Source organism: Deinococcus psychrotolerans (assembly GCF_003860465.1).
Lineage (GTDB): Bacteria > Deinococcota > Deinococci > Deinococcales > Deinococcaceae > Deinococcus > Deinococcus psychrotolerans.
On record NZ_CP034183.1, the window covers coordinates 982,210 to 1,006,955 of the forward strand.

A 24,746-nucleotide genomic window follows, 5' to 3' on the forward strand; every position below is an offset into this window, starting at 1 on the left:
GCCTCTGAAGATTCAACAGTAAGGCTAGATATCATGAATTTCGGTCGAACGATCATGAAATAGCTGCGAAGCCCAACCAAAGAGAATAGAAAAAATGCGGATTCCAGAATGGCTTTGGCTTGAGATGCTTTTATGAAGGAGAATAGATGAAACTGGAATCTGTAACTCCCCTTCCTTCTTGGCTTCAGATCAGGAAGACCGAGTGACGTCAATTCCAATGTTCAAATTTCCAGCGAGCCGCAGGAGTTCGGGTGGCAAATTTTCAGTCTGAAGTCGCACATCTCTATCCTCGATACAGAATTCAAAAACGGTGGAGATGTCCTGATTCAAAGTCAACAAGTGGCTCAAAGCCTTGCTCTGCTCTTTGAGAAAGGCCACAGTATTAATCACCTGATCGTTAAAGCTTTCGTTGTGAGCTTCACTCGCCTCCAGACTGAGGCCAGAGAACTCAAATATCCGTCCTGATGGTAAACTTTTCTGACCTTTACGCCAGATATGCATTGTGGGATGGGTCAACCCACTGCGTTCCAGAAAATGATCTGGGTCAAATTGATATCCTCTCACCATAAAATAGACGGTCATTCTCAACAGAGTAAACTAAACCGCCGCTTCCGTTTCTGGAAGCGGCGGTTTAGTTTACTCGCTCAGTTCAAAGCCCCCACCCCAAACCCAAAGCGCTCGCCGTCATAATCGATATTCAGGCTGCTGTTGTCCGGCACTTGTCCAGCCAGAATCTCTTTGGCCAGTGGCGTTTCAATCTGGCGGGCAATCACCCGTTTGAGGGGCCGAGCGCCAAAAGCTGGATCGTAGCCGTCATGGGCCAGCTTGTCGAGGGCGGCGGAGGTCAGGTTGAGACTCACGCGCCGCTCAGCGAGGCGGCGGCGCAGGCCACCCAGCTGGATTTCCACGATGCGGCGCAGATCGGTGGGCGTCAGTGCGTCGAACACGATAATGTCGTCCACGCGGTTGAGAAACTCCGGGCGAAAATTTTGCTGGAGTGCGCCCATCACAGCGTCGCGGATGTCTTCGGCGTCGTCGCCACGTGCCTGCATTTCCAGAATCAGCGGCGAACCAGTGTTGCTGGTCATGATGATCAGGGTGTTACGGAAGTCCACCGTGCGGCCTTGCCCGTCGGTCAGGCGGCCATCGTCGAGCACTTGCAACAGCACGTTAAAGACGTCAGGATGGGCCTTTTCAATTTCGTCGAAGAGCAGCACGGCATACGGGCGGCGGCGCACGGCTTCGGTAAGCTGGCCGCCTTCCTCGTAGCCCACGTAACCGGGAGGCGCTCCGATCAGGCGCTGCACGCTGAATTTCTCCATGTACTCGGACATGTCCAGCCGCACCATCGAGTCGGGTGAGTCGAATAAATACTCGGCCAGCGCTTTGGCCAGCTCGGTTTTGCCCACGCCGGTCGGCCCCAGAAACATGAAGCTGCCAATGGGCCGGTTGGGGTCGCTGAGGCCTGCCCGCGAGCGGCGAATGGCATCCGACACACTGACGATGGCCCGGTCTTGGCCGATGACGTGCTGGTGAAGTTCTTCTTCCAGCTTGAGCAGTTTCTCGCGCTCGCCTTCCATCAGCTTGTTGACCGGAATGCCTGTCCAGCGGCTGACCACAGCGGCAATGTCGTCTTCAGTGACTTCCATGTGGGCAAATTCCGCGCCCTTGAGCTTGCGTTCCAGCTCTTGCACATCTTTTTCGAGTTGCGGCAGCGTGCCGTATTCCAACTCGGCGGCTTTTTGAAGGTCATAGTCGCGGCGTGCCCGCTCGATGTCCGTTCGCACGGCGTCCAGCGATTCACGCTTCTCGCGGAGCTGGGCAATTTCGCCGCGCTCGGCTTCCCAGCGGCCCCGCACTTCAGTCAACTCGTCGGTGATGGTTCCCAGCTGCGCTTCAATATCGAGGAGGCGGTTTTGTGAATCCTGATCTTTCTCGCGCTTGAGGGCTTCCCGCTCGATTTCAAGTTGCAGTTTGCGGCGGTCTAATTGATCAATCCGCTCTGGGCTCGATTCAAGTGCCATTCTTAAACGGGCCGCCGACTCGTCTATGAGGTCAATGGCTTTATCGGGCAACTGGCGATCTGCGATATAACGGTGAGACAGCTGCGCCGCCGCCACCAGAGCAGGATCGGTAATTTCTACGTTGTGGTGGACTTGATACCGCTCTTTGATGCCGCGCAAAATCGAAATGGTGTCTTCCACGCTCGGTTCATCGACGAACACCGGCTGGAAACGGCGCTCAAGGGCGGGGTCTTTTTCAATTTCGCGGTATTCGTCCAGCGTCGTCGCGCCGATCAGGTGCAGCTCACCGCGTGCCAGCGCTGGCTTGAGCATATTGCCCGCGTCAGGGCTGCCCTCGGTTTTGCCCGCGCCGACGATGGTGTGCAGCTCATCCACGAACAAAATAATCTCGCCTGCCGAGGCCACCACTTCATCGATCACGCCGCGCAAACGCTCTTCAAATTCGCCTCTGAACTTTGCGCCCGCCAGCAAACTACCCATGTCGAGGCCGATGATCTTTTTGTTTTTCAGCCCTTCCGGCACGTCACCTTTGACGATTCGCATGGCCAAACCCTCAGCGATGGCGGTTTTGCCGACACCCGGTTCACCAATTAAGACAGGGTTGTTTTTGGTGCGGCGCAGCAGAATCTGCATGGCGCGGCGAATTTCCTCATCGCGGCCAATCACCGGGTCGAACTTGCCGTCCCTGGCCCGCTGGGTCAAATCGGTGCCGTATTTTTCGAGCGCTTCAAATTGCTGATCGCTGGTTTTGTTGGTCACAGTTTTTCCTTTGCGGCCCGCCGTCGCCGCCGCTGTCAGCTCTGCGGCGCTGGGCAAAACCTGATTTTTGATCTCGCCCCTGAGCGCTATGAACAGCGCGTCGGGAGCCACGAAGCTGTCGCCCATGCTTTTGGCAATGTCGTGGGCTTTGGTAAAAGCGCGGGCCAGAGCAGGATCGAGGTACGTCTGCCCCTCGCCGCCTTGCACGCGGGGCAACTTGCCGAGTTCGCGCTCCAAGTCTCGGCGCACGGCACTCAGGTCGCCGCCCGCTTGGGTCAGAAGCCGGGATGCCACGTCATTGTCCAGCAGCGCGGAGAGCACATGCCAAGTCGTCAGGGTTTGGTGGCCCGCCGCCTGAGCCTGCTTTTGCGCTTCGGCGATGGCCTGCACGGATGATTCTGTGAAGTGTTCGGGATTCAAGAAAACCTCCTCAAGTCCCTCTATTCTCGGACTTGAGTGTGGTCATGTCAAGTTTACTGAGTGTTAAGAGACAGTTGAGTGCCGCACACCTCTGCGCTGTCAGTCGCCCACAAACACCAAGCGCTCGTATTCTTTGCCCGCTTCCAAGACAGGCAGACCTGCTTCAGCATGCTTTTGAAGCTGCTGCAACACAGTGGCGACCATCGGTTCTTCGCCGTACCTCTGGGCCGCTTCATCAGTCAACAAAATCTCCAAACCTCGGCGCACTTCACCTGATCGCTGGCGAATCCGGAACACGCGGCCTTCCATTTCCTCGTAACTGCTGACTTGCGTACCGTCCGGAAAGGGTGTTTGGTCAATCTGGGTTTGAACGTCCATGACCCATTGTGAAGCGTTTATCAAACGGGAGTGAATAAGATTGAGACTTACTTAACGCACCACCTCACGCACGCCCTCCGGCGCAGCCACGAACGCACGCTCAGCCATGTTGAGGAAAAGTCCGGTTTCTACCACGCCCAAAGTGCCTTTGAGGGTGCGTTCTAACTCCGCCAAGTCTTGACCAGCAAAGCGGGCATCGAAAATCAGATTGCCATTGTCAGTGATGTACAGCTCACCCGATTGACGGCGCAACTCGCCCACCGCGCCCAATCCTTTGAGGCGCTCCAGCGTGCTGTCTACGCCGAACGGCAAGACTTCAATCGGCAGCGGCGCTTTTTGGCCCAAAGTCTGCACCAGTTTGGTGTGATCGGCAATGATAATCAGGCGCTTGGCTTGGACTTCCACCAGCTTTTCACGCACCAGCGCTCCGCCAAGGCCCTTGATCAAATCTAGGTTGGGCGCGATTTCGTCGGCTCCGTCTATGGCAATGTCAAACGCTTGCGGCGTCAGCGGCCCGACGTCCAGCCCCAGCGAGCGGGCCAGCACGTCACTGGCCTGACTGGTCGCCACACAGGTCAGATTCGACAGCTCGCCCGCCGCCACTTTGCGGCCCAGTTCTTCGATGGCGTACTTGGCGGTGCTGCCCGTGCCGAGGCCCAGATGCATTCCGCTTTCGATCAGCGAAACGGCGCGGATGGCGGCTTCTTTTTTGAGAACTTCCAAATCGGGTGACATCTCAGGCCCGCGCTTGGTCGGCTTCGATGGCCTTGACGACCGCGTCCGAGTGGCCGTCCACGCTAACGGCATACCAGGCCTTGACGAGTTTTCCGTCTGGGCCGATCAAAAAGGTGGTGCGCTTGACGCCCTGGGAAACTTTGCCGTACATGTTTTTGGTGCCGTAAGCGCCGATCGATTTGAGAAACTCGGCGCTGGGATCGGACAGCAGCGCAAACGGCAAGCTGTGTTCGGCGGCGAAAGAGGCGTGGCTCTCGGCGTCGTCCATGCTGAGGCCCAGCACCTGTGCGCCGTGCTGCTTGAGGGCCATGTTGTCGCGGAAATCGCAGGCTTCTTTGGTGCAGCCTGGGGTGTTGTCTTTGGGGTAGACATACAGCACCAGATATTGGCCCGCCGAGTCGCTGAGGCTGTGCAGTTGGTTGTGGGCGTCGGGCAAGCTGAAAGCGGGAAAGGCGTCGCCGGGTTTGAGTTTGGGCATTTCAGGAGCAGCGTCTGGTTGTGTCATGCGCTTAAGCTAACACTTGGAGCAGGCCTGCCCCGGTTCTTCATTCAGCGTTGCTCAGCTTGGCCTCTGGGTCACTGCTTTTTGAGTGAGGCGAGTTCTGAGCTGCTGTTGGCCCGCACGATCTTGACAATACCGACGCCCTCAGCGATCCACTGCGTTTCGGAGAACTTCTGGCGAATTGGCAGCACGGCCACGCGGGCGTCCACGTTGCCGTTCATCTCCACTTTCCACGCATCAAAGGTTCCGGCGGCCACGCTGACTTTTTCGCGGCCCACGATACGGTAATCAAAGGTAATGGCGGCCTTGGCATTAAAACCGGATTTGCGGCCTTGCAAGTTCATGATGTACTGCCAGGCGTAGCCGGTTTTCCAGTTGGCAGGCGCAGGAAAACTGACGCCCGTGACCACCAGTTTAGTAATTTCAGCTCCGCCAATACTGGGCGCGGTGATGTTGATCTGTGCGCCGTTGTCACACTTGAAGCTCTGCGGCGCGGGCGGCTTGCCGGAAGTGGTGTAGGTGTCGGTGTAGCCACTGGCCGTCAGGGCGCGGCGCATCTCATAAAATTCCACGCCGTCTTTGTCGGTGTCGCGGTAAGTCCAGATCCAGTTGGGCTGCATCGGCTTGATGCCGCCGTCGCAGGAATCGGCTAAGGCGGGGAGTGCCAGAAAGGGCAACAGAACAAAGGCGAAGCGGCGCATAGCGAGCATTTTAAGGGCTGGCGGTGAGGAAGCGCTCAGCTGGAACTGATGACGGATTCATTGGGGGTGAGATATGGGGAAACTTCCCCCTCACTGCCTCCTCAGCCCAGCCGCCCCGCTTGACGCAGCGCGAAAAGATCGGTCATGCCCGCCACGTAATCGCAAACCACCCTCGCCCGCTCCGCCGCGCCTTCAGCTCCGGCCAAGCGCCTGCGCGACTCGGCTCCCAGCCAGCGCAGCGGCTCGGCTTGGGCCGCTTCAAATAGCGCCAGAAGCTGCTGACACGCTCCGGCTTCCGGCCCGCGCACCTGCGGGGTGTCGATGACTTGTTCCCACACCAAGCGGGTTAGGAAGTGTTGCAAGGCGGCGGCGGCGGGCGTGAAGGCAGCCCACAAATCCAGCAGCGGCTCGTCAAAACGGCCCTGCCATTTGACGTCTATGCCGGTCACGAGCGCCCGCGAGAGGGCCGCGACGCCGCGTTTGCGCTCGGCCTCGTCAGCGCTGAAAACCAGATTGGCCCAACTGGGAAGCTGCGGCACTTGGCTAAGTTCAGGCATATGGGCGGCCAGCGCGTCCCAAGCGCCGCGCTCCAGCAAGTGAAGGTTCACGCCGTCTTCCAAGTCGTAGACGCCGTAGGCTGCGTCATCGGCCAGTTCCATCAAGCGGCAATCGAAGCTGCGCTCGCGCCCACCCAGCGCGGTGAAAGCGGCACGGCCCGACTCGCTCAGCGGAGTCAAAATCCAGTCGACCACCTTTTGTTCGGTGTCGAGGTAGCACTTGGGCGGGCGAGCGCCGGAGTGGACGGCTGCCGAATAAGCCACTGGATATTTCAGCACCCCCAGCAGCGCCCGGCGGGTCAGGTTAAGGCCGTAGTCGCCTTGTTCCGGCCCGATTTCGAGGTGACTCAGCAGACGCAGCGTCTGCCCGTTGGCTTCAAAACCGCCCAGATCAGGGACGCCCAGCCCGCGCATGGCCGCGTCCAAAGTGCGCTCCCCCGCGTGGCCGAAGGGCGGGTGGCCGAGGTCGTGGGCGAGGCAGATATTGGCCAGCAAAGTGCGGCTGGGCAATACGGCGGCCCAGTCGGCACTCTGCACGGCGGCGCGGCGCTGCAACTGACCCAGCATGGCGCGGCCCAGTTCGGCCACCTCCAAGCTGTGGGTCAGGCGGGTACGGTAAAAGTCGCCGCTCTCCGCGCCAAAAATGCCCAGCACCTGCGTTTTGCCTTGCAGGCGGCGAAAAGCGTAACTGTGGATGACGCGGGCGTGGTCTTCGCCGTCGGGATCTTGGCTGGTCAGACTGTGCTCAGCGGGGGTTTGTGGGCCGCGCCGCGCCGTCCAGCTGTCGCCGTCCACCCACCGCTGTACTGCTTGCCGCTGGATCACTCGCCGCCGAAACGCGCCGGATCAAGGTTGAAACTGGCGAACACCCGCCGCCCATTGCCGTCTGGATACACGTCCACCCAAGCAGGCATCTTGCGCCCCGAACGAAACGGCACGTAGCTTTTGGCGCTGATCTCCAGGCCCGTTTCCAGGGCAATTTGAATGGGATGCTCGTCGGGAATCGGCGTGCCGGGCCTGAGCGGGTATTTGACGCTTTCGGTTGCGCCGCTGGCCCTGACCGTGAGCTGCTTGGCCTCGCCCCGCCCCGTAACGGCACACACCACCAAAAGGATTTGCCCGCTGGCCGCTTCCAGTAAGGCGTAGAGCGCCGCACTGCCGCTGACATCGGCCCGCCTGACCAACTCGTGAAGCGCCCGCCCGCTGGGGCCAAAGCGTGTCAGGACATCGTTCATCAGCGTGTCCGAAATCAAAATGCCCGCCGCGCCCACGTTGCACAGCGTCTCGATCATCATTTCCAGCCGCTCACCGTCATACTGGTCGTGCAGGTCGCTGAGCAGGTCATCGTCACTCAGCAGCAGCGCGTGGCTGATCTCGTGGGCCAGCGTGAAGCGTTGCCGCTCTGGGCGCGCGAGCGAGTTGATGAGCACGACTTTGTTTTCGGGGTCGTAAGCCCCGTCGCGCTCACCCATCGGCATGAACTCCAGCCGCACCCCCGCCGCTTGCAGGAGTGCGCCGTCCATGAGGCTGTGGGTATCCAGCGCGGGCAGATCGGCAGCGTACTGACGGGCCAGCAGCCGCATCCGGGCCTTGAAGTCGCCTCCTTCAGGAAGAGGAGAAGCGGGCTGATCCGCATTTGACTGGCTGGCCGTGTCGCTCACAGTGACCGCAGGATACAGGAAGGAGAACAGTCAGAAGTCAGTGGAGAGACAAAACAGCAACAAACTCGGCCCACTTCTCTGTTCAAAGTGGGCCAAGCTCTTGGGTTGTTGCGGGTCTTGACGGGTAGGCTTTTTAACCTCTCACCGCCGACTGCGCGTCACTTCCTTTTATTTCGATAGCGCTTCCGCGAAAGTCTCGCCCAGCGCTTTCATGCCGCGCTCAATCTGCTCAGGGTTGGCGCTGGAATAGCTCAGACGCAAGGTGTTTTCGCCACCGCCGAGGGCAAAGAAGGGGCTGCCCGGCACGTAGGCGACTTTGCGCTTGACCGCCTCACTCAGCAAAGTGACCGTGTTGACGCTTTCAGGCAATGTTATCCACAAAAACATCCCACCTTCCGGTACGGTGTAGTGTGCGCCCTCCGGAAAATGCTGACCGATTTGCGAAAGCATATACTTGGCCCGTTCGCCGTACGCTTTTTTGACGATTTCAATTTGCTTGGGCAAGGTATCTTCAACCAACTCGGCCACGATCATTTGATTGAGGGTCGGCGTATGAAGATCGGCGCCCTGTTTGGCCTGAATCAGCTTTTGAATGATCGGCATGGACGCCTGCACCCAAGCGTCGCGCAGACCCGGCACCAACGTCTTGGAAAAGCTCGACGAATAAATGACGTTGACTTTATCATGATCGCCGCCTGCATTGCGTAGCGCAATGTGGTACAAACTCGGCAATTCTACGCCGGTAAAGCGCAGTTTGCCGTAAGGATCGTCTTCAATCACGATGACGCCGTGCTGATTGGTCAGTTCGACGAGGCGTTCGCGGCGCTCCAGGCTGAGGCTGCGGCCCGTTGGGTTTTGGAAATTCGGCACGGCGTAGAGCAGCTTGGCCTTGGTTGTTTTGAGCAGGGCCTCAAGCGCGTCTATATCGATGCCGTGCTCGTCTGTGGGCATTTCCACGTAGCGCGGCAGATACGGCTGAAAGCTCTGCAAGGCCCCCAGATAGGTCGGGCTCTCGACCAGCACCACGTCGCCCTCGGAGATCAGCACTTTGCCGAGCAAATCCAGACCCTGCTGGCTGCCAGTCATGATCTGCACCCGGTCGGCGGGAACACCCTGCTGCCCAGCGATCCACTCGCGCAGCGGCAGGTGGCCTTCGGTGGTGGAATACTGCATCGAAGCGGGGCCGTACTTTTCCATCACCGTGTCAAAGGCCCGCTTGATGGCTTCCATCGGAAACAGCTCCGGTGCGGGGAGGCCGCCCGCGAACGAAATCACGCTGGGTTCCTGGGTGATTTTCAGAATTTCGCGGATGGCGCTGGCGGTCATGCTCTGGGCGCGGTCACTCAAACGCGACTTCCAAAAAGCGTCGTTCCAGAGGGCGGCCTTGGTTTGTTGCTGCGCTTGATCGCTGGCTGGAGTATCAAGAGTCGTCATGCTGCATGGTACTCCCCTGCCGCCTGAGAAGGCCAAGCCGCCGTGCTTGCCTGCTTCCGGTTATCTCGCATAGCCCGGCGGGTGGGGCCGCCTATATCACTCGCCAACCTCAAGCGCCGCACTTGCTATGGTGTTGGGCGCAACCTTTGGCTCACCCCCCCGCTTTCTTTCAGGAGGAAACACACATGCTCGTTACCGGTTCAGCTATCTTGGTGCCCGCCCGCGCTGGCAAATACGGCGTCGGCGCGTTCAACACCAACAACATGGAAATCACCCAAGCGATTATTCACACTGCCGAGAAGCTGCGCTCGCCGGTGATCGTGCAGATGAGCGAAGGGGCCATCAAGTACGGCGGGCAAGATTTGGCCAACATCGTCAAAGACCTCGCCAACCGCGCCAGCGTGCCGGTGGCCCTGCACCTCGATCACGGCAGCAGCTACGCCAGCGCCCTCAACGCCATTCGGATGGGCTTTACCTCGGTGATGATCGACGCCTCGCACCACAACTTTGAAGACAACGTGGCCGAAACCCGCCGCGTCGTGGAAGCCGCGCACGCCATGGGAATCTCGGTGGAATCCGAACTCGGCAGGCTCGGCGGCATCGAAGAAAACATCATCGTGGACGAAAAAGACGCCTTCCTGACCGATCCTGAAGAAGCGGTGCAGTTCATCGAGCAGACAGGCACCGATTACCTCGCCATTGCCATCGGCACTTCGCACGGGGCTTTCAAAGGCAAAGGCCGCCCCTACATCGATCAGGCCCGCATTGCCAAAATCGGAGAGATGACCAGCATTCCTTTGGTGGCGCACGGCTCCAGTGGCGTGCCAGCCGACATCATTGCGCGTTTCCGGGCAGCGGGCGGCGACATCGGTGAAGCGGCGGGCATCGACGACGACGATTTGCGCCAAGCCTGCCAGCACGGCATCGCCAAGGTCAATGTGGACACCGATTTGCGCCTCGCCAGCACGGTGGGCATTAGAGAAGTGCTGCACGCCAACCCCAAAGAATTCGATCCCCGCAAAATCTTTGGCCCCGCCCGCGAAGTGATGAGCCAAGTCATCGAGCACAAAATGCGGGTGCTGGGCAGCGTCGGCAAAGCTTAAGCCAGCGCTGAAACATGAAGGCCGTCTCTTCGGGGACGGCCTTTTTTATTGGAAGTCTTTTCAGGGCCACTTACGAAAATCCGCGTGCGAGGAATGTTTCTCCCGGCACACGGATTTCTGGTGAGTTGAACTGTCGGCCGAGCATCAACTGCTCAGAAAAAGCGTGCCAAATCGCGCACCAATACGAATGCCGTCAGCAGCATAACCAGCCCAAAGCCTGCCACCGTCACCGCCTGCTCCTGCGCGAAGGTCAGGGGACGGCCCCGCAGCACGCCGACCAAGACCAGCAAAATGCGGCCACCGTCTAAACCCGGAATCGGCAGCAAGTTGAAAAAACCGAGGCTGAGATTGATCGCCGCCGCGATGCCCAGCAGCGTCCATCCGCCGAGACTGGCCGCTTGCGACACCACCTGCACGGTGCCAACTGGCCCGACCACGCCTTCATCGGTTTTAAGGTTGAGAGTAAAGAAGCGGACGAACAAGTTCTTGAAGGCGTTCAGTACCTGCGGCACAGCACCCACCAGCACTTTGCCGGACTGTACGGCGGCCCCAGGCAAGCTCAGCGGCGTGACCTTTTGGCCCGGCCCATACGCCACGCCCAGCTTTTGCTGCACGCCGCCGACTTTGGCCGTCCAGTCAAACGGCACCTGCAAAGTCTGCCCACTGCGCTCGATAGTCAGGCGGTGCGCTCCGCTGACGCCCAGCACCGAGGCGAGGCGCTGCCAGCCGGGTTTATCTTGGCCGGCCTCACGGTAGCTTTGCGGCAAGGCTGAGCCGTCAATAGCAGTGATGGTGTCGCCCGCTTTGAGGCCCAGCTCCTCAGCCTTCGAGTTGGGCAGAACCTGCGAAATAGTGATTTGACTCTCGATCGGGGTAGTCAGGCCGTTGGCGCTGAGGGTGGCAGTGATGATCAAAAACGCCACCAGCAAATTCATGACCGGCCCGGCCAGCAACACCGCGATTTTGCCGAGCGGACTGAGCGCCGCAAATCCCCGCGTCGGCGCACGGGCCGTGCCGTCCTCTAGATCAGGGGCCATGCCGTCGATTTCCACGTAGCCGCCGATGGGCAGCAAGCTCAGCCGCCACTCGGTGCCGCGCCACATCTGCTTGACCAGCACCGGCCCCATGCCGATAGAAAACGAATTGACCTTGACGCCTTGCCAGCGGGCGAGGGCGTAGTGCGCCAGCTCGTGCAAGAAGGTGGCGACCGTGATGATCAGCAGCGTCCAGATCAGTCCGGCGGGCGTGAGGGCCGAGGCAATGCCTTGCAAGAAATTCATAGGTTGACCTCTGGTTTCAGTGTTCGGTTGTTCAGTGTTCCAGCGTGAATGAGTTCGCCGGTTCGCCGCCGCGCCCAAGCATCGGTTTCGGCGAGGGTGTCCCAAGTCAGTGTTCCATTGGGGGTTTCGTCCAGCACAGTTTCGAGAACGCGGGCGATCCCCAAAAAGCTGAGCTGACCACTCAAAAAGGCCTCCACCGCCACTTCGTCGGCGGCGTTGAGGGCAGTGGGAAGTAAGCCGCCCGCCACACCCGCCCGGTAAGCCAGTGCCAGACAGGGAAAGCGCTCCAAGTCAGGGTCGGCAAATTCGAGTTGGCCATTCAGGTGAAAGCCGAGGTGACCCGCGACCTCTCCCCTGCGCCGCGCCCCGCGCACGTCGCCGGGGCCGCGCATCCCTGTGGGAGCGGCGTCGATGGCGTAGGCGATGGACAGGCGCATGTCGGTGGGGCCGAGCTGGGCCTTGAGGCTGCCGTCGCAAAAGCGCACCAGCGCGTGAACGATGCTCTGCGGATGCACCAGCACGCCCACCTTTTCCACATTCACGCCGTACAAGCTGGCGGCTTCCATGACTTCGAGCCCCTTGTTAAAGAGAGTGGCCGAATCGATGGTGATTTTGCGGCCCATGCTCCACGACGGGTGTTTGAGGGCCTGCGCCGGAGTGACCTGGTTCAGGTCAGCGGGGCCTTGCCGAAACGGGCCGCCCGAGGCCGTGAGAATCAGCTCGGCGACGTCGTCCATGTTTTCGCCCGCCAGCGCTTGATAAATGCCGGTGTGTTCGGAGTCCACCGGCACGATCCGCCCGCCACCGCGCTCGGCCGCTTCCCAGATCAGGTGGTGGCTGATCACCATGGCTTCTTTGGTCGCCAGCGCCACCGCCCTGCCCGCTTCCAGCGCGGCGCGGGTGGGCGCAAGGCCTTTGAGGCCGCTCATGGCATTGACACAGACCTCCGCCGTTTGGACAGCCACTTCGCGTTCGTCGGCGATCACGCGGGCGAGCGAACCGAAGCGCTGTCTGGCTTCGCTGAGCACCGCTTCATCTACGCTGACCAGAGCGGGGCGAAATTCGCGGACTTGGGCTTCGAGGAGGTCAAGGTTTTTACCCGCTGCCAGCGCCACCAGCGTGTCGCCGCGTTCACGGGCCACGTCCAGCGTTTGCGTGCCGATAGAACCAGTTGAGCCGAGGAGAGTTAAACGCATTGCCGCTCAGTCTGCCGCATTTGCCGGGTCTGGATGGGCGCGGATGTGACGAAAGGCCGCCTATCCGCAAAGGGGGCGTCTCGGCATTGCTCCTCAGCCAAAAAAAGCGGCCCGCCCAGATGGGGAGAGCCGCTCAGGAAAGCGCAGGAGGCTTTAGGCCACTTGCTTTTTCTTGTTGTCTTTTTGGTCGATCAGGGCCTGAGCCTCGCGCAGGCGGAAGACCACCAGACTGCCGACAAAGGTGCAGGTGATCTGCTTGTGGGCGTTGAGCAAGCTCAGGGCCACCATGATGTCTTCGCGGGTCATGCGGAGCTGATCGGCCATGTGCAGGGCGCTGTCGGCGCGGCCTTCGAGGTAGTCGCGGATTTTCTTGGCGTCCGCCGTCAGCGGGGTGGCGGGCACGTCGGCGAGGCCCGGATCGGCCAGACCGTACACGGCGCGGGTACCGGTACCGGGCAAGCGGCGCACCCGGCCTTGGTCGAGCAAGCTGGCCAGCGCCGCACGTAGGTGCGAGAGCGCCAAGCTGGTGGTTTTGGCGAGTTCCGTCTCGACCCACTCTGGTTTGCTGTCCAGCGCAGCCAGCACCAGTTTTTCGTTGGCGCGGCGGGTTTCTTGCAGGTCTTCGACGGTAGGTGGGTTAAACATTGAGCCTCCAGAGGCAAGGTGCGCTATAGTGTGGTTCTCCAAATGGGTTCAGTGCGTCGCTCAATAAGGTGTACTTCAAATGTCCTGCCATCAGTTTTTTGAGCTGGGCGCAACTCTGTTATTTTTACACAAAACCGTTTGAGACTGGTGAGATAAAGCCCAACTCTTTTTGGTCAAGGGCTTGCTGGGGCCGCGCCCAGCCGACACTTGTCTCCAGCGTATTTTCCTCTCGGCCTTCATGCAAACCTGAATGTTGAGGTGTGCATCCCAGTTCAGATCAGCTCGGAAGCCGCTGAAGAGACTGCCTCTACCAAGAGAACTTGAATATTCTTCCCTTGACCGGTTCCGGTAAGGTGAGAGATTGAGCCAACCGAAAGGAACAAAAACTCCAGCTTTTTCTATCCGTTGCGAAGACATTTCTCTTGTCCTCAGTGACGAAGAATACGGCCTTGCGGTTGCGCTTCAAATTCACGGCGTCGTGAATATTGAGTAGGACTTTGTTCTTCATCCCACCCCTCATCCTCCTCCATGCAAGAGAAACATACGGAGTAAAAGAGTCTCTGAAGACCTGTTGCGACTCGGGGTTGAACCGTGCTGCCTCTTTCGCTTTTTAATCGAGCGAGCCGCACAGCTTGGTGTGATTCACATTCCAGCTCGTTTGATAGACTTCTATCTTACCGGGTTGATAGAAGTCCCGAGTCAGTCTTTCAAGCGTTTGCATCTCTTGCGAAGCTTGAGGGGTGATCTGGCTTTTGATCAAGGCGGTAAAACCCCACAGAACAACAACAGACAGCAGCAACCTGATTAAAAAGCGTTTCACGACCTATGACCCGAGTAAGTCGTCCAAGGTTCAATCAGCGATGGACGGATGAATACCAAAATCATCAGCGATCAAGCGGGCCGTCATCTTGGCCGACATCATCACGCTGGGCGTACCCGCGCCGGGCTGGGCGCTGGCACCGACCAAATAGAGATGGGTCACGTCTTCGGAGCGGTTATGGGGCCGGAAAAAGGCCGACTGAACCAGCAGCGGCTCAAGGCCAAAAGCGTTGCCCTGATAGCTGTCGAGGGTCTGCTCGAAGTAGTCCGGCGTCACGTAGTCGAGGTGGGTCAGGCGGCCCATCAGGTTGGGGATGTAGCCGCGCTCGTCGAGCATTTCCAGCACCTTGTCCACGAGGCGCGGGCCCTGCGTCGCCCAATCGATTCCGCTGGCGTTGTTCGGCACCGGCACCAGCGTATAGGCGGCGTGGTGGCCTGCCGGGGCCAGATCGGGGTCGGTCAGGGTAGGCACGTGCAGGTACTGACTGAAATCCTTGCCCAGCACCTTTTGCCCGAAGATTTCGCGCAGCAGTTCTTCGTAGCGCGGCCCCAGAATGATGTTGTGGTGGCGCAAACTCAGCGGGCGGGCGGGGTCGTCGCGGAAGCCGAAATAGATCACCAGCAAGCTCATGCTCTGCGGCGCGAGCTTGACGCGGGTATCCGAGTTGATCTTGCGGGCCTTGCTGTCGAGCCGCTTGAGATAGGTGTTGGCCCAGTCACCGTTACTGACTACGATGTCGCTGTGGAGTTCTTCGCCGCTGCCTTCCAACTTCACGCCACGCGCCACCGTTTTCCGGCCTTCTTTGGCGGTCAGGATTTCGCCGACACCCGCCTCGCAGCGCAGCGTGCCGCCGAGTTCCTCGAACTTTTTCACCATCCCGCGCACCAAAGCGCCGGTGCCGCCCACCGCGTAATGAATGCCCCAGGTCTTTTCGACAAAGTGAATCATGGCGTAGATGGCGGGCACACTCAGTGGATTGCCGCCGATCAGCAGAGTTTCAAAGGAAAAGACCTGCTGCATCTTGGGGTTCTTGAAGTATTTCTGGACGAATGAAAACAGGCTGCGAACAGCGTCGAGTTTCATCAGATCCGGCACCACCTTGAGCATGGTGGGCATGTCACCGAAGTGGGTGTACCCGAGTTCCAGAAAGCCGCGCTCAAAGATGGCTCTGGCGTCGCGCTGAAATTGCTCGTAGCCGCTCAGGTCTTCGGGAGCCAGCGTTTCGATTTGCTCGCGAGTATGTACCGGGTCGCCGTCATAATCAAAGAAAGTCCCGTCGTCGAAATAGATCCGGTAAAACGGTGAAATCGGCACCAGCTTGACGTATCTGGCGGTGTGGTCGTGCGAAGGCGGCTCGGCGCTGTTTTCGTTGGGAAAGTCCGGCTCAGACAGGTGAGCGCGGTCACGCTCAAGGGCGAACAGTTCCTCGATAAAGTGAGGCACAGTAATCACCGTCGGCCCCATGTCGAAGACGTAGCCGTTGACCCGGCGCTGATAAGCCCGTCCGCCGGGAGCGTCCATACGCTCCAAAATGGTCGTGTCGAAGCCGAGGCTCTGAAGGCGGATGCCGAGGCTTAGCCCGCCGATGCCGCTGCCAATAATCAAAGCAGTTTTGCGTCGGGAGCTGAACGCTTCGCGGGAAGGCGCAGTCGTGATGGAATGGGCAGAAGTCGGAATGGACATAGGAGTTCCTTTCTGGCGTGTGGGCCGTCAGCACAGTTGAAAGCTGGGCCGCCAGAGTATGTGGGAGAAGTTAGAAAAAACCAGTGGCTTAGGCAAGTTTGGGCTGCGATTTGACTTCCCACCACGCGCCGGGCAGCATCAACAGTTTGCGCGGGCCGCTGACATGGGCGCGGCGGCTGAAATTATCGTAGTCGTTGGCTTCCAAGTCGGCCAAAATGCCTTCGTAAGCGCGGGCGGCGGCCGTCACCGCCAAGCGGCCTGAGCCGTGCAAGTACGGCAGCCCAGCGCGGCCTTCGGTGTACCACGCCCGCGCCTGCTGGGTCAGGAAGCGCATCAAGGCGCGGTAAGGCGGGGTGACTTGCCCAGCTTCCAGCATGGCGCGGGTCACACCGTACTCGTCGAGCAAGGTTTGCGGCAAATACACCCGGCCCCGCTCGAGGTCTTCGCCCACATCGCGCAAGATGTTGGTGAGCTGCATGGCCTGGCCCAGCCGCAGCGCATAGTCGAGCGTGCGTTCTCCACCGCTGTACCCGCAAATCGGCGCGATCATAAAACCGATGACGCCCGCGACCCGGCGGCAATACAGTTCAAGGTCGGCAAAGTCGGCGCACGGTTGGCCGCTGGCGTCCATCTTCAAGTCCATTTGCAGGCCCAAAAACAGCTCATAGAAGGCCTCGGCAGGAATGGTGTATTGCGAGGCGGCCCAGCGGAGCGCCTTGCCGACCGGGTGGGCGTGCTGAGCAGAAAAACCCGAGCCGCTCAGCGCAGTGCGTGTGGCGTCCCACCATTCTTCCAGCACCGCCGGGCCGCCGCCCGGTTCGTCGACAATGTCATCACCCTGGCGGCAAGCAGCGTAAACCGCCCAGACCGCTTGGCGCTGAGACAAAGGAAAAAAACGCGAACCGAAGTAAAACGTTTTGGAATGGTGACGGGTCAGCGTCCGGCAGTGCTCTAAGGCGCTGCTAAGTTCATTGGATGTCCGTCCACTGGATGTCCAGCCGCTGCTGAGGCCTTCTCTCACGTCCCCCTCCTTAGGTGAGCAGTCTAGAGGCAAAGTCCGGCGGCAAAGAGCGCCTATGCTTACAGACTTGCTCACGCTTACAGCCTTAAACGTCGCCTTGTCCATTTGGCTTGATCCAGTGCCGAAACAGCACATTCGAGCGCCGCCAGCCGTCCACGCAGCGCATCTGTGGCAGCCAGGCGTCGAGCTGGGCCTCGTCAGGGAAACTCAGGCCGCCCAGCCGACTCAGCAGCGCCTGCTTGGCAGTGCCGTCGCGCCCCAAAGCCATCACCCACAACTGGCCACCGGGACGCAGCAGGCGCTGGGCTTCGGCGAACATCTGCTGGGGACACGCCGTTTCGTTGAGGGTCGCGCCGATGCTCACACCGTCAAGACTCTCGGCGGGCAGGCCAGTGTGCTCGGCGTTGAGGAGAGCGTACTGAATGCGCGAGTCCGGCTCACGTCTGGCCGCTTCACGCAGCATGGCGGGGCTGATGTCGCAGGCCAGCACCTCGGCTCCGGCGCGGGCCAACACCCCAGCGTAAAATCCGGCGCTGGTGCCCACATCAAGCCAGTGCTGCCCCGCTTGTGGGCGGCACAGCGACAGGAAATACTCGGCCTCACGGCTCAGCGGCAGCGGGCCGCCAGTGAGCAGACTCAGCGAGTGGGCACGCCACAGCGCGTACCCCCGGGCGGTGAGATCCAGCATGTTGCTGCGCTGCGCCGGCGTGCGAGCAGACGGTGAAATGGGGCGGGCCGCAGCGCTCCCCACAGACGAGAAGTTTACGGTTCCTTCAATGACGCTTTGTTCAAGTTGCCCAGAGCCAGACATACTGCCATTATGCTAGGCAGATGATGGCGGGGGGCGCTGCACCTTCAGACTGAACCCAACTCGGCATTTGAAGTGACGCTGAAGTCGGTGCACCAAAATCAACATTGGCACGGAGGATGTAAACATGGAACAGAACAAAGGTCTCGGCGGGTCATTGATAGATGTCTTTGACGCCGCAGTGAATTTAATCAAGACCGAAGCGGGCGTGCTGACCAAGCGGGCCACGGACGTGGTCAAAGCAAAGGGCATTGGGGTGGTGCTGCTGCTGGCGGCCACTGCGCCGCTGACCTTGGGCCTCATTTTTATTATTCTGGCGCTGTTTTACGGCTTGATGCGCTTGGGGCTGGGGGCTTGGGCCGCCGCACTGTTTATCGCACTGGCCAGCTTCGGCATGGCGGGCTTGTTGGTGGTCATCGGGCTGGGCAGGCTCTCGGCCAAAGTTAAGGACGACGAAACCGCTGAGAGCTACGACCTCAAAACGCCGTACACCCAGCAGGCAGGCGAACTCCGTGACGACGACACCATCGTGGCCGGCCGCGCCAGCGTGCCGCAGGGCCAGCAAGTGGGCCGCGTGCAAGAAGTGCATTTACACGGCGCAGCCAAAGTGGAAGGCGTCAGAGGTGGCAAAGAAGACATCGTGCCGACTGCCCCGCTGGCCGCCGGCAAAAATGCAGGCGAGGGCAGCATTGCCGAGCGCAACAGCGCCCAGTCCAGTACCGTTGCCCATAATCCCCAGCACCAGAAGCACGGCAACGACGATGCGGGCCCGCATGTGCCGGACAAGAGCAAGTCGGCTCCCGCCGGAATCAGCGTCAGCACTGAACCCACTTACAAGGACGACATGAAAAAGGAAGGTTACTGATGACCCAGCGCGAAGAAGCCCGGATGCGGCTGCAAGATTCGGTCGACCGGCTCGGCCAGCAGGCCAGCTTGCAAGTGCAGATGCAAAAAGAGCCGCTGAAGATGCTGGGCATCGCCACCGGCGTCGGCGCGGTGCTGGGTTTGGTGCTGGGGCGCTCGTTCAGCAAGACCAAGAAAATCTATGTGGACGACACGCTCTCCAAAAAAGAGCGCAAGGCCTTTGAAAAAGCCCAAGCCCGCCATAAAGGCCCGGCGTCGAGCATTGGCGGAGCGCTACTGGCAACCCTCGGCACGCTGGCCTTCAAGCTGCTGCAAGACCGGGTGATCGCGCCCAAGCTGGAGGAGTTGGCCCAAAACCTGACCAAGCAAGCTGGAGACGCGGGCAAAGCTCCTAAAGCGCCTAAAGCCAGCAAAGAAGTGGTGATTCGCGATTTCCGTGCCCCAGCCGAAAAAGCCCACGCGGACGAGCGCGGCAATCTGCACCTCACCCCCGCCCAGCAAGCCGCCAGAGACATCGCTTACGCCTCACGCGACGTACCAGTGCGCGATTTTAGGGTGCCCGCCGAAAAAGCCCACGCCGATCAGTTTGGCAGCGTGATCTCGGAAGCCAGAACAGACGTTAAAACTGAGCCACTGGCCACTGCAACTTCTCCGTCAGCACCCGACGCTCCCAAAACCAATCTGCAAAAGTAAGTTCTTCTTCTTCTTGTCTGGCCGCCCGCTGTTGTCTTCAAGTGGGCGGCTTCGCTCTTTACAGCAAGCGGTTTATTCATAAGGAGCGGCTATGAAACTCACTGCCCAGTCTTTCCTCTCTCCAGTAGTCTTGAGCGCAACTTTGATACTCAGTCTGCCTGCTTTCGCCCAGACTGACGTGTGCAAGTCGGAAACGATTAGCGACATGCAGAAGTGCGCCGATCAAAATCTCAAGCAATCCGAAAAGGCACTCAACGCAGAATATCAACAACTCGTGGCCACACTGAGCGACAAAAAAGCCACGGACATGCTCAAAAATCTGCAAGCTGCCGAGAACTTATGGATCAGGACGAGAACAGCTGACTGCAAGCTCTATAAGACCTTTTACAAAGGCGGAAGTTTGGCTGATGTCAGCGTTACCAACTGTATGGACGCTGCGGCCAAACAACGGCTGACGGTTCTGCAAAGTTTTAAGGACGAGTTCTCGCGCTAAGCTCAGTCTAAGCTCGCCGCATGGGATTTTGACAGCTCACTTTCAGAGCGCAAGGCACAAAGGTAAACTCAACTATGGCCGACTTCCAGCAAAAGCAAGACGGTACACCCAAGCCCGCGCTGCCAAAAATACCCAGTCCTGCGCCGCTCCCTACCGCGCACACCGCAGCTTCAAAGCCGCCTGAGTCAAGTGGCTCGCCTTTAGACCGCTTGGAACTGCGGCGGCAGCAGGAACTGGCCCGGCAGGCCAATACCTCAAAGGGTGCGGCCAGCTCTCCGGCGCAGGCCGCACAGCAACTCCATGACCTTATTGAAGCGCAGACCAAGCGTGAGGCTACGCAGGGCACGCCCGCCACGCTGCTCCTCGGAGTAGAGAATGCCGCCGATCTGCGCCTGGGTTCGACCCGGAAATTGGTCAAGGACGAAGGCTTTTGGTCGGGGCCACGTTACTCGTCACTCGAAGGCGCTCAGGGCTTGGCACCCATGTTGAACCAATTGCGGGCCTCAGGGCAACTTCCCGCCGTGCTGAGCGCTTATCAAAGTCGCTACGGCCAGAGCCTTTATGCCGTGCTGGGCGAGCGAATCCGCGATACCAATGCCAGAGAGCGGCTGCTCAAGTTACTTCCTGACCCTCTTTCTGAGCCGCAGCTCACCCATGACGCTTTTCTGGAGCAGTTGGCGGTGGGCTACAGCTACCTCAACGACTCGGCCAGTGGCCTGCAAGATATGACCAAAGAACCGCGCCGGGGAGCCAATCCGCACGACATCCTGACTCATTTCGGTTACCAAGCTGGGGCGGCTATTCAGGGCAAATGGGGCTTTCAGATGCGGGTCTTTACGCCGGTTCCTGGCAAAGCCAAATGGCCGGGAGCCATCGTCGCCTTCCGGGGCACCGAGGGAATCCAGTTTAAGCCGCGCGATCCCAAAAGCGCTGAAGGCTCGCTCGATACCCTTATCGGTGACCTCGCGCCTGCCCAAGTCGGCTACAACCAGATCAATGCCAACGCCGACCTGATCGCCGTGAATATGCGGGCCGCCGCCAAATACGGCCCGCTGACCCTGACCGGGCACTCGCTCGGCGGCGCACTGGCCCAAATCGCGGCGACCCGCTTCATGGCCCAGACCCGTCAAGTCGTGACCTTTCAGTCGCCTGCCATTGCCAAAGCAGACGTGGACAAAGTCGCCAAGTACAACGCGGCTCACGGCAATCAGGGCGTGGCTTCCCGCCATTACCGCATCGACGGCGACGTGGTACCGACCTCCGGCGACGGCGACTTACCGGGCAGCATCACTTACTTTGACCGCGTCAGCAAGGCCAAAGGCAGCGCCGGGCCTTACCCACCGATTACCCTCAAGGCCGACAGTCTGGATTTGACCCGTGCCAGTTCCGGCCACGTTACGCCGATGCTCAGCACCTACTTGCGCGGACGTGGAGCGCACGACGCCGATCAGCAGACTTTGGTGCGTTCGGGCCTGCGCGACGAGGCGACGCTGGATGCCAAAGCCCCGCAGGACGTGGGCATGGTCGCGGCGGGCAACTACACCACCGCCAACGATCCGCGCATCAACATCGAGGCCAAGCGCCAAACCACTTCGGTCAAGGCCATGCGGGCAGCGGGGCTGTATCAGGACGTCTTTGAAGCCAACATCGCTTACAACACCATGCTGGCGAGCGTGGAGCAGCTTGCCAAAGACCCGCAGGTGAGCAAGACCTATGCGGGTTTCCGAACCGCTGCCGTCAAACTGCTCGGAGGAACTTCACGCCTGCCGATGAACGAGTTTGACAAGCAGTTGGGTCAGCAGCTCAAGCTTCCAACCACCGAAAGCGATTACCGGCATCCGATGATGACCGGCTTCGGCCCGCCGATTTACCCGCTGAAAGACAGCGCCTTCGTTGAGATGCGGGACGGAGGGGTTGAAATTCCGAATGCAGTGCGGGCGCAAATTTTGCTTAGATTACCAACTGTTTGGGACTCTTGGCATCCAGAGAGCAGACCATGATACGCCCCTTCCTCATCTTGGGAGTTCTTGCCGTGGGAGGAGTGGGCATAGGGATGTTAACAGCTCCCTCTAAAGGAGGAAAAAATATGAACAGTCAAGAATTAGTGCTGCAAGAAATTCAAAAGACCGTTCAAGACAGCCTCGCGGGGAAGATTACAATATTGGATTGCAGTGTCTACCCTCTTTATAAAGAAGCGGGTATGAAGGGAATGGCTTGTTATGGCTCAACAAAAGAGCCTGCATGGTTGGCTCAGCAGCTCGAGAATAGTCTCAATGCTAAGGCTTACACTGATGGTTGGCGCGAAGACTATGGGGTGTACGGCGCTTTCTACCAGCTTAAAGACGGTACGTTGCCTGCCTTTGGAATAGATGTTGGCGCTGTCAAGGGGAATAGAGAATTTGACGGCTCAGTGGCGATTAAACCATATCAGTCCTTCATTACTATTACTGTCAATGATCCGAAATAGCTCAGAGAGTACCAAATGACACTGAATACCTGACTTGAGATTAGATATTTTAGAATCTCTCAGATATATTGTCTATACCTCATAAGATTGCAGATATCAAGTATGGCATCCAAGTCGAAACCCAAAATTCAGGCGATATCCATTGGTGCTGCGCTAACTAGTGGTTCTGTTAACGGACGAATAGTGCAGCCATCTGAAGCGTTTCAGACTTTAACCAAAACCATTGAAGCTCGGCGCGACCTCAAACTATACCCTATCGAGTGTGCTGACTTTTACAGAAAATTCTCCTAATGGCTCCTGCTGTACATCAGATGCGCCGACTGAGCAACTCGTTAAAGGCTTTCAAGCACTTCTAGAGCCACTAGCTTTCTCTCCCGGCTGGCGCAAAGATTATGAGACTTGGGCTGACCTCTATCAGTTTAATGGTGTACCGGAAATCACTTTTGGCGTTGGCATTACGCCCGTCAAGGGGAACCAAGATTTAGAGGGGATCGCATCTATCAAAAAGTTTACCAATTTCATTAACATCACTGTAAATCAACCGAAATAGAGTGATGAATTAAGCATATGATCTACAAGATCCAGTGTCTTCACTCACCTGATCAAAAACAGCGACTACGTGGAGACGACAAAAAGTAGTATGGGCACTACACAGAAAACCAAAAGCGCTCCGCGAGTTGAGCTTTCTCGTTCGTCTTCACTCTGGCATCTCGAGAAAAAACTATGATGTGCCTTGTCGTGATCGGTACTCTGCTCGTAGCTGGCGGTTGGGGCGTTGTATCCGTCACTTTCTCGAGTAGGACAGAGAACGTACCAGGTGAACAGCAAAAGCTTGCTCAATGAACTGAATACGCAAACTTCGTGACCTTGAGTGTTAATAAACCGAAATAAAGTGCTACCACCCGCAGCCCGCGCCGCTGTTCATTGTGCCGCCGCTAATTCTTCAAGCGGCTGACCTGCGCGTCAGCGTCGTACAAGCGGATAAGCTGGCTCAGCACTTCTCGCCCCAGCCCCAGCATCTCCATTTCGCTCAGCAGATGCATTCGGAAGTGGCCGGAAGGCCCGTACTCGCCCACAAAGTCGCTGCCTTCGCGCCGCACCTGCACACGCAGTTCACACAGGCCCAGCCGAAACCACGCCGCGTGCCAACTGCCCAGCGGCGCAGGTTTGATGCTCCGAAAAAGATCGGAGGCGGGTTCCATCATCACATTGTTGAGCGGCAAGCCCGGCCCATTGGCATGGCGCAGCGCCTGATAAAGCGCCGTCAAACACGCCTCGCAGGCCCGCGCCTCAGCTTGCCGTGAGCCTAAAGACGCCCCGATGGCGCGTTGCAAGGCGTCAAAGTCAGTCATTTACCCGCCCTAACTTTACTCTTCTACCTCTAATTCCTCAGCCGCCCGCTTGCCAGCCAGCCATTCGAGGCCTGCCCACATGAACTCGTCCAGGTCGCCGTCGAGAATCGCGCCGGAGTCGTGACGCATCACGGAGGTACGGTGGTCTTTGACGTACTGCTTGTCGAGAACGTAGCTGCGAATCTGCGAACCCCATTCGATCTTCTTCTGCTCGCCGCGTGCTTGGGCTTCTTCGTCTTCGCGCTTGCGCATTTCAACGTCGTAGAGGCGCTGCTTGAGGATTTGCAGGGCAATTTCGTGGTTTTTGATCTGCGAGCGCGTGACCTGCGAAGCCACCGCGATACCCGTCGGAAGGTGGGTCAATCTGACGGCGGAGTCGGTGGTGTTGACGCCCTGCCCGCCCGCGCCCTGCGAACGGAACACGTCGCGGCGCAAGTCCGAGTCGGGAATGTGGATGTTGATTTCTTCAACCGGCACTTCCGGCACCACGTCCACACTGGCAAACGAGGTGTGGCGGCGGTTGTTGGAATCGAACGGTGAAACGCGCACCAGCCGGTGAACGCCGTTTTCGGGGGCCATCATCCCGAAGGCCTTTTCGCCCCGGATGATGAACTCGGCGGAGGTAATTCCAGCTTGGTCGCCGTCTTGCTGATCCAAGAGTTCGACTTTGTAGCCGCGCCGCTCGGCCCAGCGCATAAACATCCGCTCGAGCATGCCGGCCCAGTCTTGCGACTCGGTGCCGCCCGCGCCGCTCTTGACCCGCACGATGGCGGCGGCGTCGGAGTGCTTCATGATAAACAGCGTCTCGCGGTACAGCTCGTCCACTTCGCGCTGGAGGCGGGTTTGCTCCTCGGCCAGCATCTCGATTTCTTCAGCGTCGGCCATCTCCAGCATTTCGCTGAGGCCGGTGGCGTCGGATTGAAGGCGGGTGTAGGCGTCTACGATTTTGCGCAGGCCGCCCGCTTCTTGGTTGACATTTCTGGCCCGTTCAGGGTTGTTCCAGAGGTCGGGGTTGCTCAGGTCGCGGTCAAGTTCGCTGAGGCGGCGCGTTTTGCCGGGAACGTCAAAGATACTCCCGGAGCGCAGCCAATTTTTCAAGTAACTCTTGCATGGCATCTCTCCCTTTTGCCGCCGCCCTGATGGGCAGATC

At 59.1% G+C, this 24,746-nt stretch carries 25 protein-coding genes; 7 read left to right on the plus strand and 18 right to left on the minus strand.

Translation table 11 applies throughout. From position 1 onward, the window contains the following. Nucleotides 1-189: 189 nt before the first annotated feature. From EHF33_RS04820 to EHF33_RS04860, 9 genes are all read right to left on the minus strand, one after another. Complete coding sequence (locus tag EHF33_RS04820) at nt 190-582, minus strand: DUF4279 domain-containing protein (protein WP_124868370.1); 393 nt, start codon at nt 580-582, stop codon at nt 190-192. A 62-nt stretch (nt 583-644) separates the two neighbouring features. Beyond that, entirely contained in the window at nt 645-3,203 is a 2,559-nt protein-coding gene (gene clpB / locus EHF33_RS04825) for an ATP-dependent chaperone ClpB (RefSeq protein WP_124868372.1), read from the minus strand. 99 nt (nt 3,204-3,302) lie between these two features. Next, complete coding sequence (locus tag EHF33_RS04830; protein ID WP_124868374.1) at nt 3,303-3,581, minus strand: hypothetical protein; 279 nt, start codon at nt 3,579-3,581, stop codon at nt 3,303-3,305. Between the two features lie 51 nt (nt 3,582-3,632). Next, nucleotides 3,633-4,316, minus strand: coding sequence for a ribose 5-phosphate isomerase A (gene rpiA, locus EHF33_RS04835; RefSeq protein ID WP_124868376.1), 684 nt, complete (start codon nt 4,314-4,316; stop codon nt 3,633-3,635). A 1-nt stretch (nt 4,317) separates the two neighbouring features. After that, on the minus strand, nt 4,318-4,821 hold the full coding sequence (gene prxQ, locus EHF33_RS04840) for a thioredoxin-dependent peroxiredoxin PrxQ (RefSeq protein WP_124868378.1): 504 nt from the start codon (nt 4,819-4,821) through the stop codon (nt 4,318-4,320). Between the two features lie 71 nt (nt 4,822-4,892). Further along, nucleotides 4,893-5,519 carry a TapB family protein gene (locus EHF33_RS04845; RefSeq protein WP_124868380.1) on the minus strand — a complete coding sequence of 209 codons (627 nt, stop codon included), beginning with the start codon at nt 5,517-5,519 and terminating at the stop codon, nt 4,893-4,895. A gap of 101 nt (nt 5,520-5,620) precedes the next feature. After that, nucleotides 5,621-6,901: a dGTP triphosphohydrolase gene (gene dgt, locus EHF33_RS04850; RefSeq protein ID WP_124868382.1), complete on the minus strand. Its 1,281-nt coding sequence runs from the start codon at nt 6,899-6,901 to the stop codon at nt 5,621-5,623. Then, complete coding sequence (locus EHF33_RS04855; protein ID WP_338135032.1) at nt 6,898-7,737, minus strand: ImmA/IrrE family metallo-endopeptidase; 840 nt, start codon at nt 7,735-7,737, stop codon at nt 6,898-6,900. The genes dgt and EHF33_RS04855 overlap by 4 nt, the downstream gene beginning before the upstream one ends. 168 nt (nt 7,738-7,905) lie before the next feature. Then, the gene (locus EHF33_RS04860; protein ID WP_124872846.1) at nt 7,906-9,063 is read right to left on the minus strand and encodes an aminotransferase-like domain-containing protein; all 1,158 of its coding nucleotides are present in this window, start codon (nt 9,061-9,063) and stop codon (nt 7,906-7,908) included. 293 nt (nt 9,064-9,356) lie between these two features. On the opposite strand from EHF33_RS04860, the gene fba reads away from it, so the two are divergent. Further along, the gene (gene fba, locus EHF33_RS04865) at nt 9,357-10,274 is read left to right on the plus strand and encodes a class II fructose-1,6-bisphosphate aldolase (RefSeq protein ID WP_124868384.1); all 918 of its coding nucleotides are present in this window, start codon (nt 9,357-9,359) and stop codon (nt 10,272-10,274) included. A 152-nt stretch (nt 10,275-10,426) separates the two neighbouring features. Here the strand turns inward: fba and EHF33_RS04870 are convergent, their stop codons facing one another. From EHF33_RS04870 to EHF33_RS04900, 7 genes are all read right to left on the minus strand, one after another. Continuing rightward, nucleotides 10,427-11,554 carry a M50 family metallopeptidase gene (locus EHF33_RS04870; protein WP_124868386.1) on the minus strand — a complete coding sequence of 376 codons (1,128 nt, stop codon included), beginning with the start codon at nt 11,552-11,554 and terminating at the stop codon, nt 10,427-10,429. After that, on the minus strand, nt 11,551-12,750 hold the full coding sequence (gene dxr, locus EHF33_RS04875) for a 1-deoxy-D-xylulose-5-phosphate reductoisomerase (protein WP_124868388.1): 1,200 nt from the start codon (nt 12,748-12,750) through the stop codon (nt 11,551-11,553). Before dxr ends, EHF33_RS04870 begins: the two co-directional genes overlap by 4 nt. A gap of 153 nt (nt 12,751-12,903) precedes the next feature. Next, nucleotides 12,904-13,395, minus strand: a complete 492-nt coding sequence (locus EHF33_RS04880; RefSeq protein ID WP_124868390.1) for a transcriptional regulator — start codon at nt 13,393-13,395, stop codon at nt 12,904-12,906. A 610-nt stretch (nt 13,396-14,005) separates the two neighbouring features. Further along, a complete protein-coding gene (locus EHF33_RS04885) occupies nt 14,006-14,215 on the minus strand; it encodes a hypothetical protein (RefSeq protein ID WP_124868392.1) in 210 nt (69 codons plus the stop codon). A 30-nt stretch (nt 14,216-14,245) separates the two neighbouring features. Beyond that, nucleotides 14,246-15,898, minus strand: coding sequence for a phytoene desaturase family protein (gene crtI, locus EHF33_RS04890; protein ID WP_124868394.1), 1,653 nt, complete (start codon nt 15,896-15,898; stop codon nt 14,246-14,248). 88 nt (nt 15,899-15,986) lie between these two features. Further along, a complete protein-coding gene (locus EHF33_RS04895; protein ID WP_420889956.1) occupies nt 15,987-16,835 on the minus strand; it encodes a phytoene/squalene synthase family protein in 849 nt (282 codons plus the stop codon). A 169-nt stretch (nt 16,836-17,004) separates the two neighbouring features. Then, nucleotides 17,005-17,670: a class I SAM-dependent methyltransferase gene (locus EHF33_RS04900; protein WP_241191265.1), complete on the minus strand. Its 666-nt coding sequence runs from the start codon at nt 17,668-17,670 to the stop codon at nt 17,005-17,007. Nucleotides 17,671-17,854: 184 nt separating this feature from the next. Here EHF33_RS04900 and EHF33_RS04905 point away from each other — a divergent pair, with 184 nt between their 5' ends. The 6 genes from EHF33_RS04905 to EHF33_RS04930 all read left to right on the plus strand — a co-directional run bounded on the left by EHF33_RS04905 (nt 17,855) and on the right by EHF33_RS04930 (nt 22,794). Then, nucleotides 17,855-18,592 (plus strand): phage holin family protein, encoded by a 738-nt coding sequence (locus EHF33_RS04905; protein ID WP_124868400.1) that lies wholly within the window; start codon nt 17,855-17,857, stop codon nt 18,590-18,592. Next, nucleotides 18,592-19,284: a hypothetical protein gene (locus EHF33_RS04910; protein ID WP_124868402.1), complete on the plus strand. Its 693-nt coding sequence runs from the start codon at nt 18,592-18,594 to the stop codon at nt 19,282-19,284. The genes EHF33_RS04905 and EHF33_RS04910 overlap by 1 nt, the downstream gene beginning before the upstream one ends. A gap of 91 nt (nt 19,285-19,375) precedes the next feature. Further along, nucleotides 19,376-19,777 (plus strand): lysozyme inhibitor LprI family protein, encoded by a 402-nt coding sequence (locus EHF33_RS04915; protein WP_124868404.1) that lies wholly within the window; start codon nt 19,376-19,378, stop codon nt 19,775-19,777. A 74-nt stretch (nt 19,778-19,851) separates the two neighbouring features. Then, nucleotides 19,852-21,777 carry a Tle-like phospholipase domain-containing protein gene (locus EHF33_RS04920; RefSeq protein ID WP_124868406.1) on the plus strand — a complete coding sequence of 642 codons (1,926 nt, stop codon included), beginning with the start codon at nt 19,852-19,854 and terminating at the stop codon, nt 21,775-21,777. Between the two features lie 86 nt (nt 21,778-21,863). Further along, complete coding sequence (locus EHF33_RS04925; RefSeq protein ID WP_124868408.1) at nt 21,864-22,244, plus strand: hypothetical protein; 381 nt, start codon at nt 21,864-21,866, stop codon at nt 22,242-22,244. Between the two features lie 262 nt (nt 22,245-22,506). Continuing rightward, nucleotides 22,507-22,794 (plus strand): hypothetical protein, encoded by a 288-nt coding sequence (locus tag EHF33_RS04930; RefSeq protein ID WP_124868410.1) that lies wholly within the window; start codon nt 22,507-22,509, stop codon nt 22,792-22,794. A gap of 385 nt (nt 22,795-23,179) precedes the next feature. Here the strand turns inward: EHF33_RS04930 and EHF33_RS04935 are convergent, their stop codons facing one another. Both EHF33_RS04935 and prfB read right to left on the minus strand, forming a co-directional pair. Then, a complete protein-coding gene (locus EHF33_RS04935) occupies nt 23,180-23,596 on the minus strand; it encodes a hypothetical protein (RefSeq protein ID WP_124868412.1) in 417 nt (138 codons plus the stop codon). A gap of 15 nt (nt 23,597-23,611) precedes the next feature. After that, nucleotides 23,612-24,707 (minus strand): peptide chain release factor 2 gene (gene prfB / locus EHF33_RS04940; RefSeq protein ID WP_206431605.1). Its coding sequence is split into 2 segments (ribosomal slippage): nt 23,612-24,661 and nt 24,663-24,707, totalling 1,095 coding nucleotides; the frame shifts between segments, so codons are not numbered across the junction. Between the last annotated feature and the right edge of the window lie 39 nt (nt 24,708-24,746).

Bases quoted from the DNA above. Each gene is read 5' to 3' on its own strand.
- EHF33_RS04820 (WP_124868370.1), bottom strand. From the start codon at position 582: ATGACCGTCTATTTTATGGTGAGAGGATATCAATTTGACCCAGATCAT.
- EHF33_RS04830 (WP_124868374.1), bottom strand. From the start codon at position 3,581: ATGGACGTTCAAACCCAGATTGACCAAACACCCTTTCCGGACGGTACG.
- rpiA (WP_124868376.1), bottom strand. From the start codon at position 4,316: ATGTCACCCGATTTGGAAGTTCTCAAAAAAGAAGCCGCCATCCGCGCC.
- prxQ (WP_124868378.1), bottom strand. From the start codon at position 4,821: ATGACACAACCAGACGCTGCTCCTGAAATGCCCAAACTCAAACCCGGC.
- EHF33_RS04845 (WP_124868380.1), bottom strand. From the start codon at position 5,519: ATGCGCCGCTTCGCCTTTGTTCTGTTGCCCTTTCTGGCACTCCCCGCC.
- EHF33_RS04860 (WP_124872846.1), bottom strand. From the start codon at position 9,063: ATGACCGCCAGCGCCATCCGCGAAATTCTGAAAATCACCCAGGAACCC.
- fba (WP_124868384.1), top strand. From the start codon at position 9,357: ATGCTCGTTACCGGTTCAGCTATCTTGGTGCCCGCCCGCGCTGGCAAA.
- EHF33_RS04870 (WP_124868386.1), bottom strand. From the start codon at position 11,554: ATGAATTTCTTGCAAGGCATTGCCTCGGCCCTCACGCCCGCCGGACTG.
- dxr (WP_124868388.1), bottom strand. From the start codon at position 12,750: ATGCGTTTAACTCTCCTCGGCTCAACTGGTTCTATCGGCACGCAAACG.
- EHF33_RS04880 (WP_124868390.1), bottom strand. From the start codon at position 13,395: ATGTTTAACCCACCTACCGTCGAAGACCTGCAAGAAACCCGCCGCGCC.
- crtI (WP_124868394.1), bottom strand. From the start codon at position 15,898: ATGTCCATTCCGACTTCTGCCCATTCCATCACGACTGCGCCTTCCCGC.
- EHF33_RS04905 (WP_124868400.1), top strand. From the start codon at position 17,855: ATGGAACAGAACAAAGGTCTCGGCGGGTCATTGATAGATGTCTTTGAC.
- EHF33_RS04910 (WP_124868402.1), top strand. From the start codon at position 18,592: ATGACCCAGCGCGAAGAAGCCCGGATGCGGCTGCAAGATTCGGTCGAC.
- EHF33_RS04915 (WP_124868404.1), top strand. From the start codon at position 19,376: ATGAAACTCACTGCCCAGTCTTTCCTCTCTCCAGTAGTCTTGAGCGCA.
- EHF33_RS04920 (WP_124868406.1), top strand. From the start codon at position 19,852: ATGGCCGACTTCCAGCAAAAGCAAGACGGTACACCCAAGCCCGCGCTG.
- EHF33_RS04925 (WP_124868408.1), top strand. From the start codon at position 21,864: ATGAACAGTCAAGAATTAGTGCTGCAAGAAATTCAAAAGACCGTTCAA.
- EHF33_RS04935 (WP_124868412.1), bottom strand. From the start codon at position 23,596: ATGACTGACTTTGACGCCTTGCAACGCGCCATCGGGGCGTCTTTAGGC.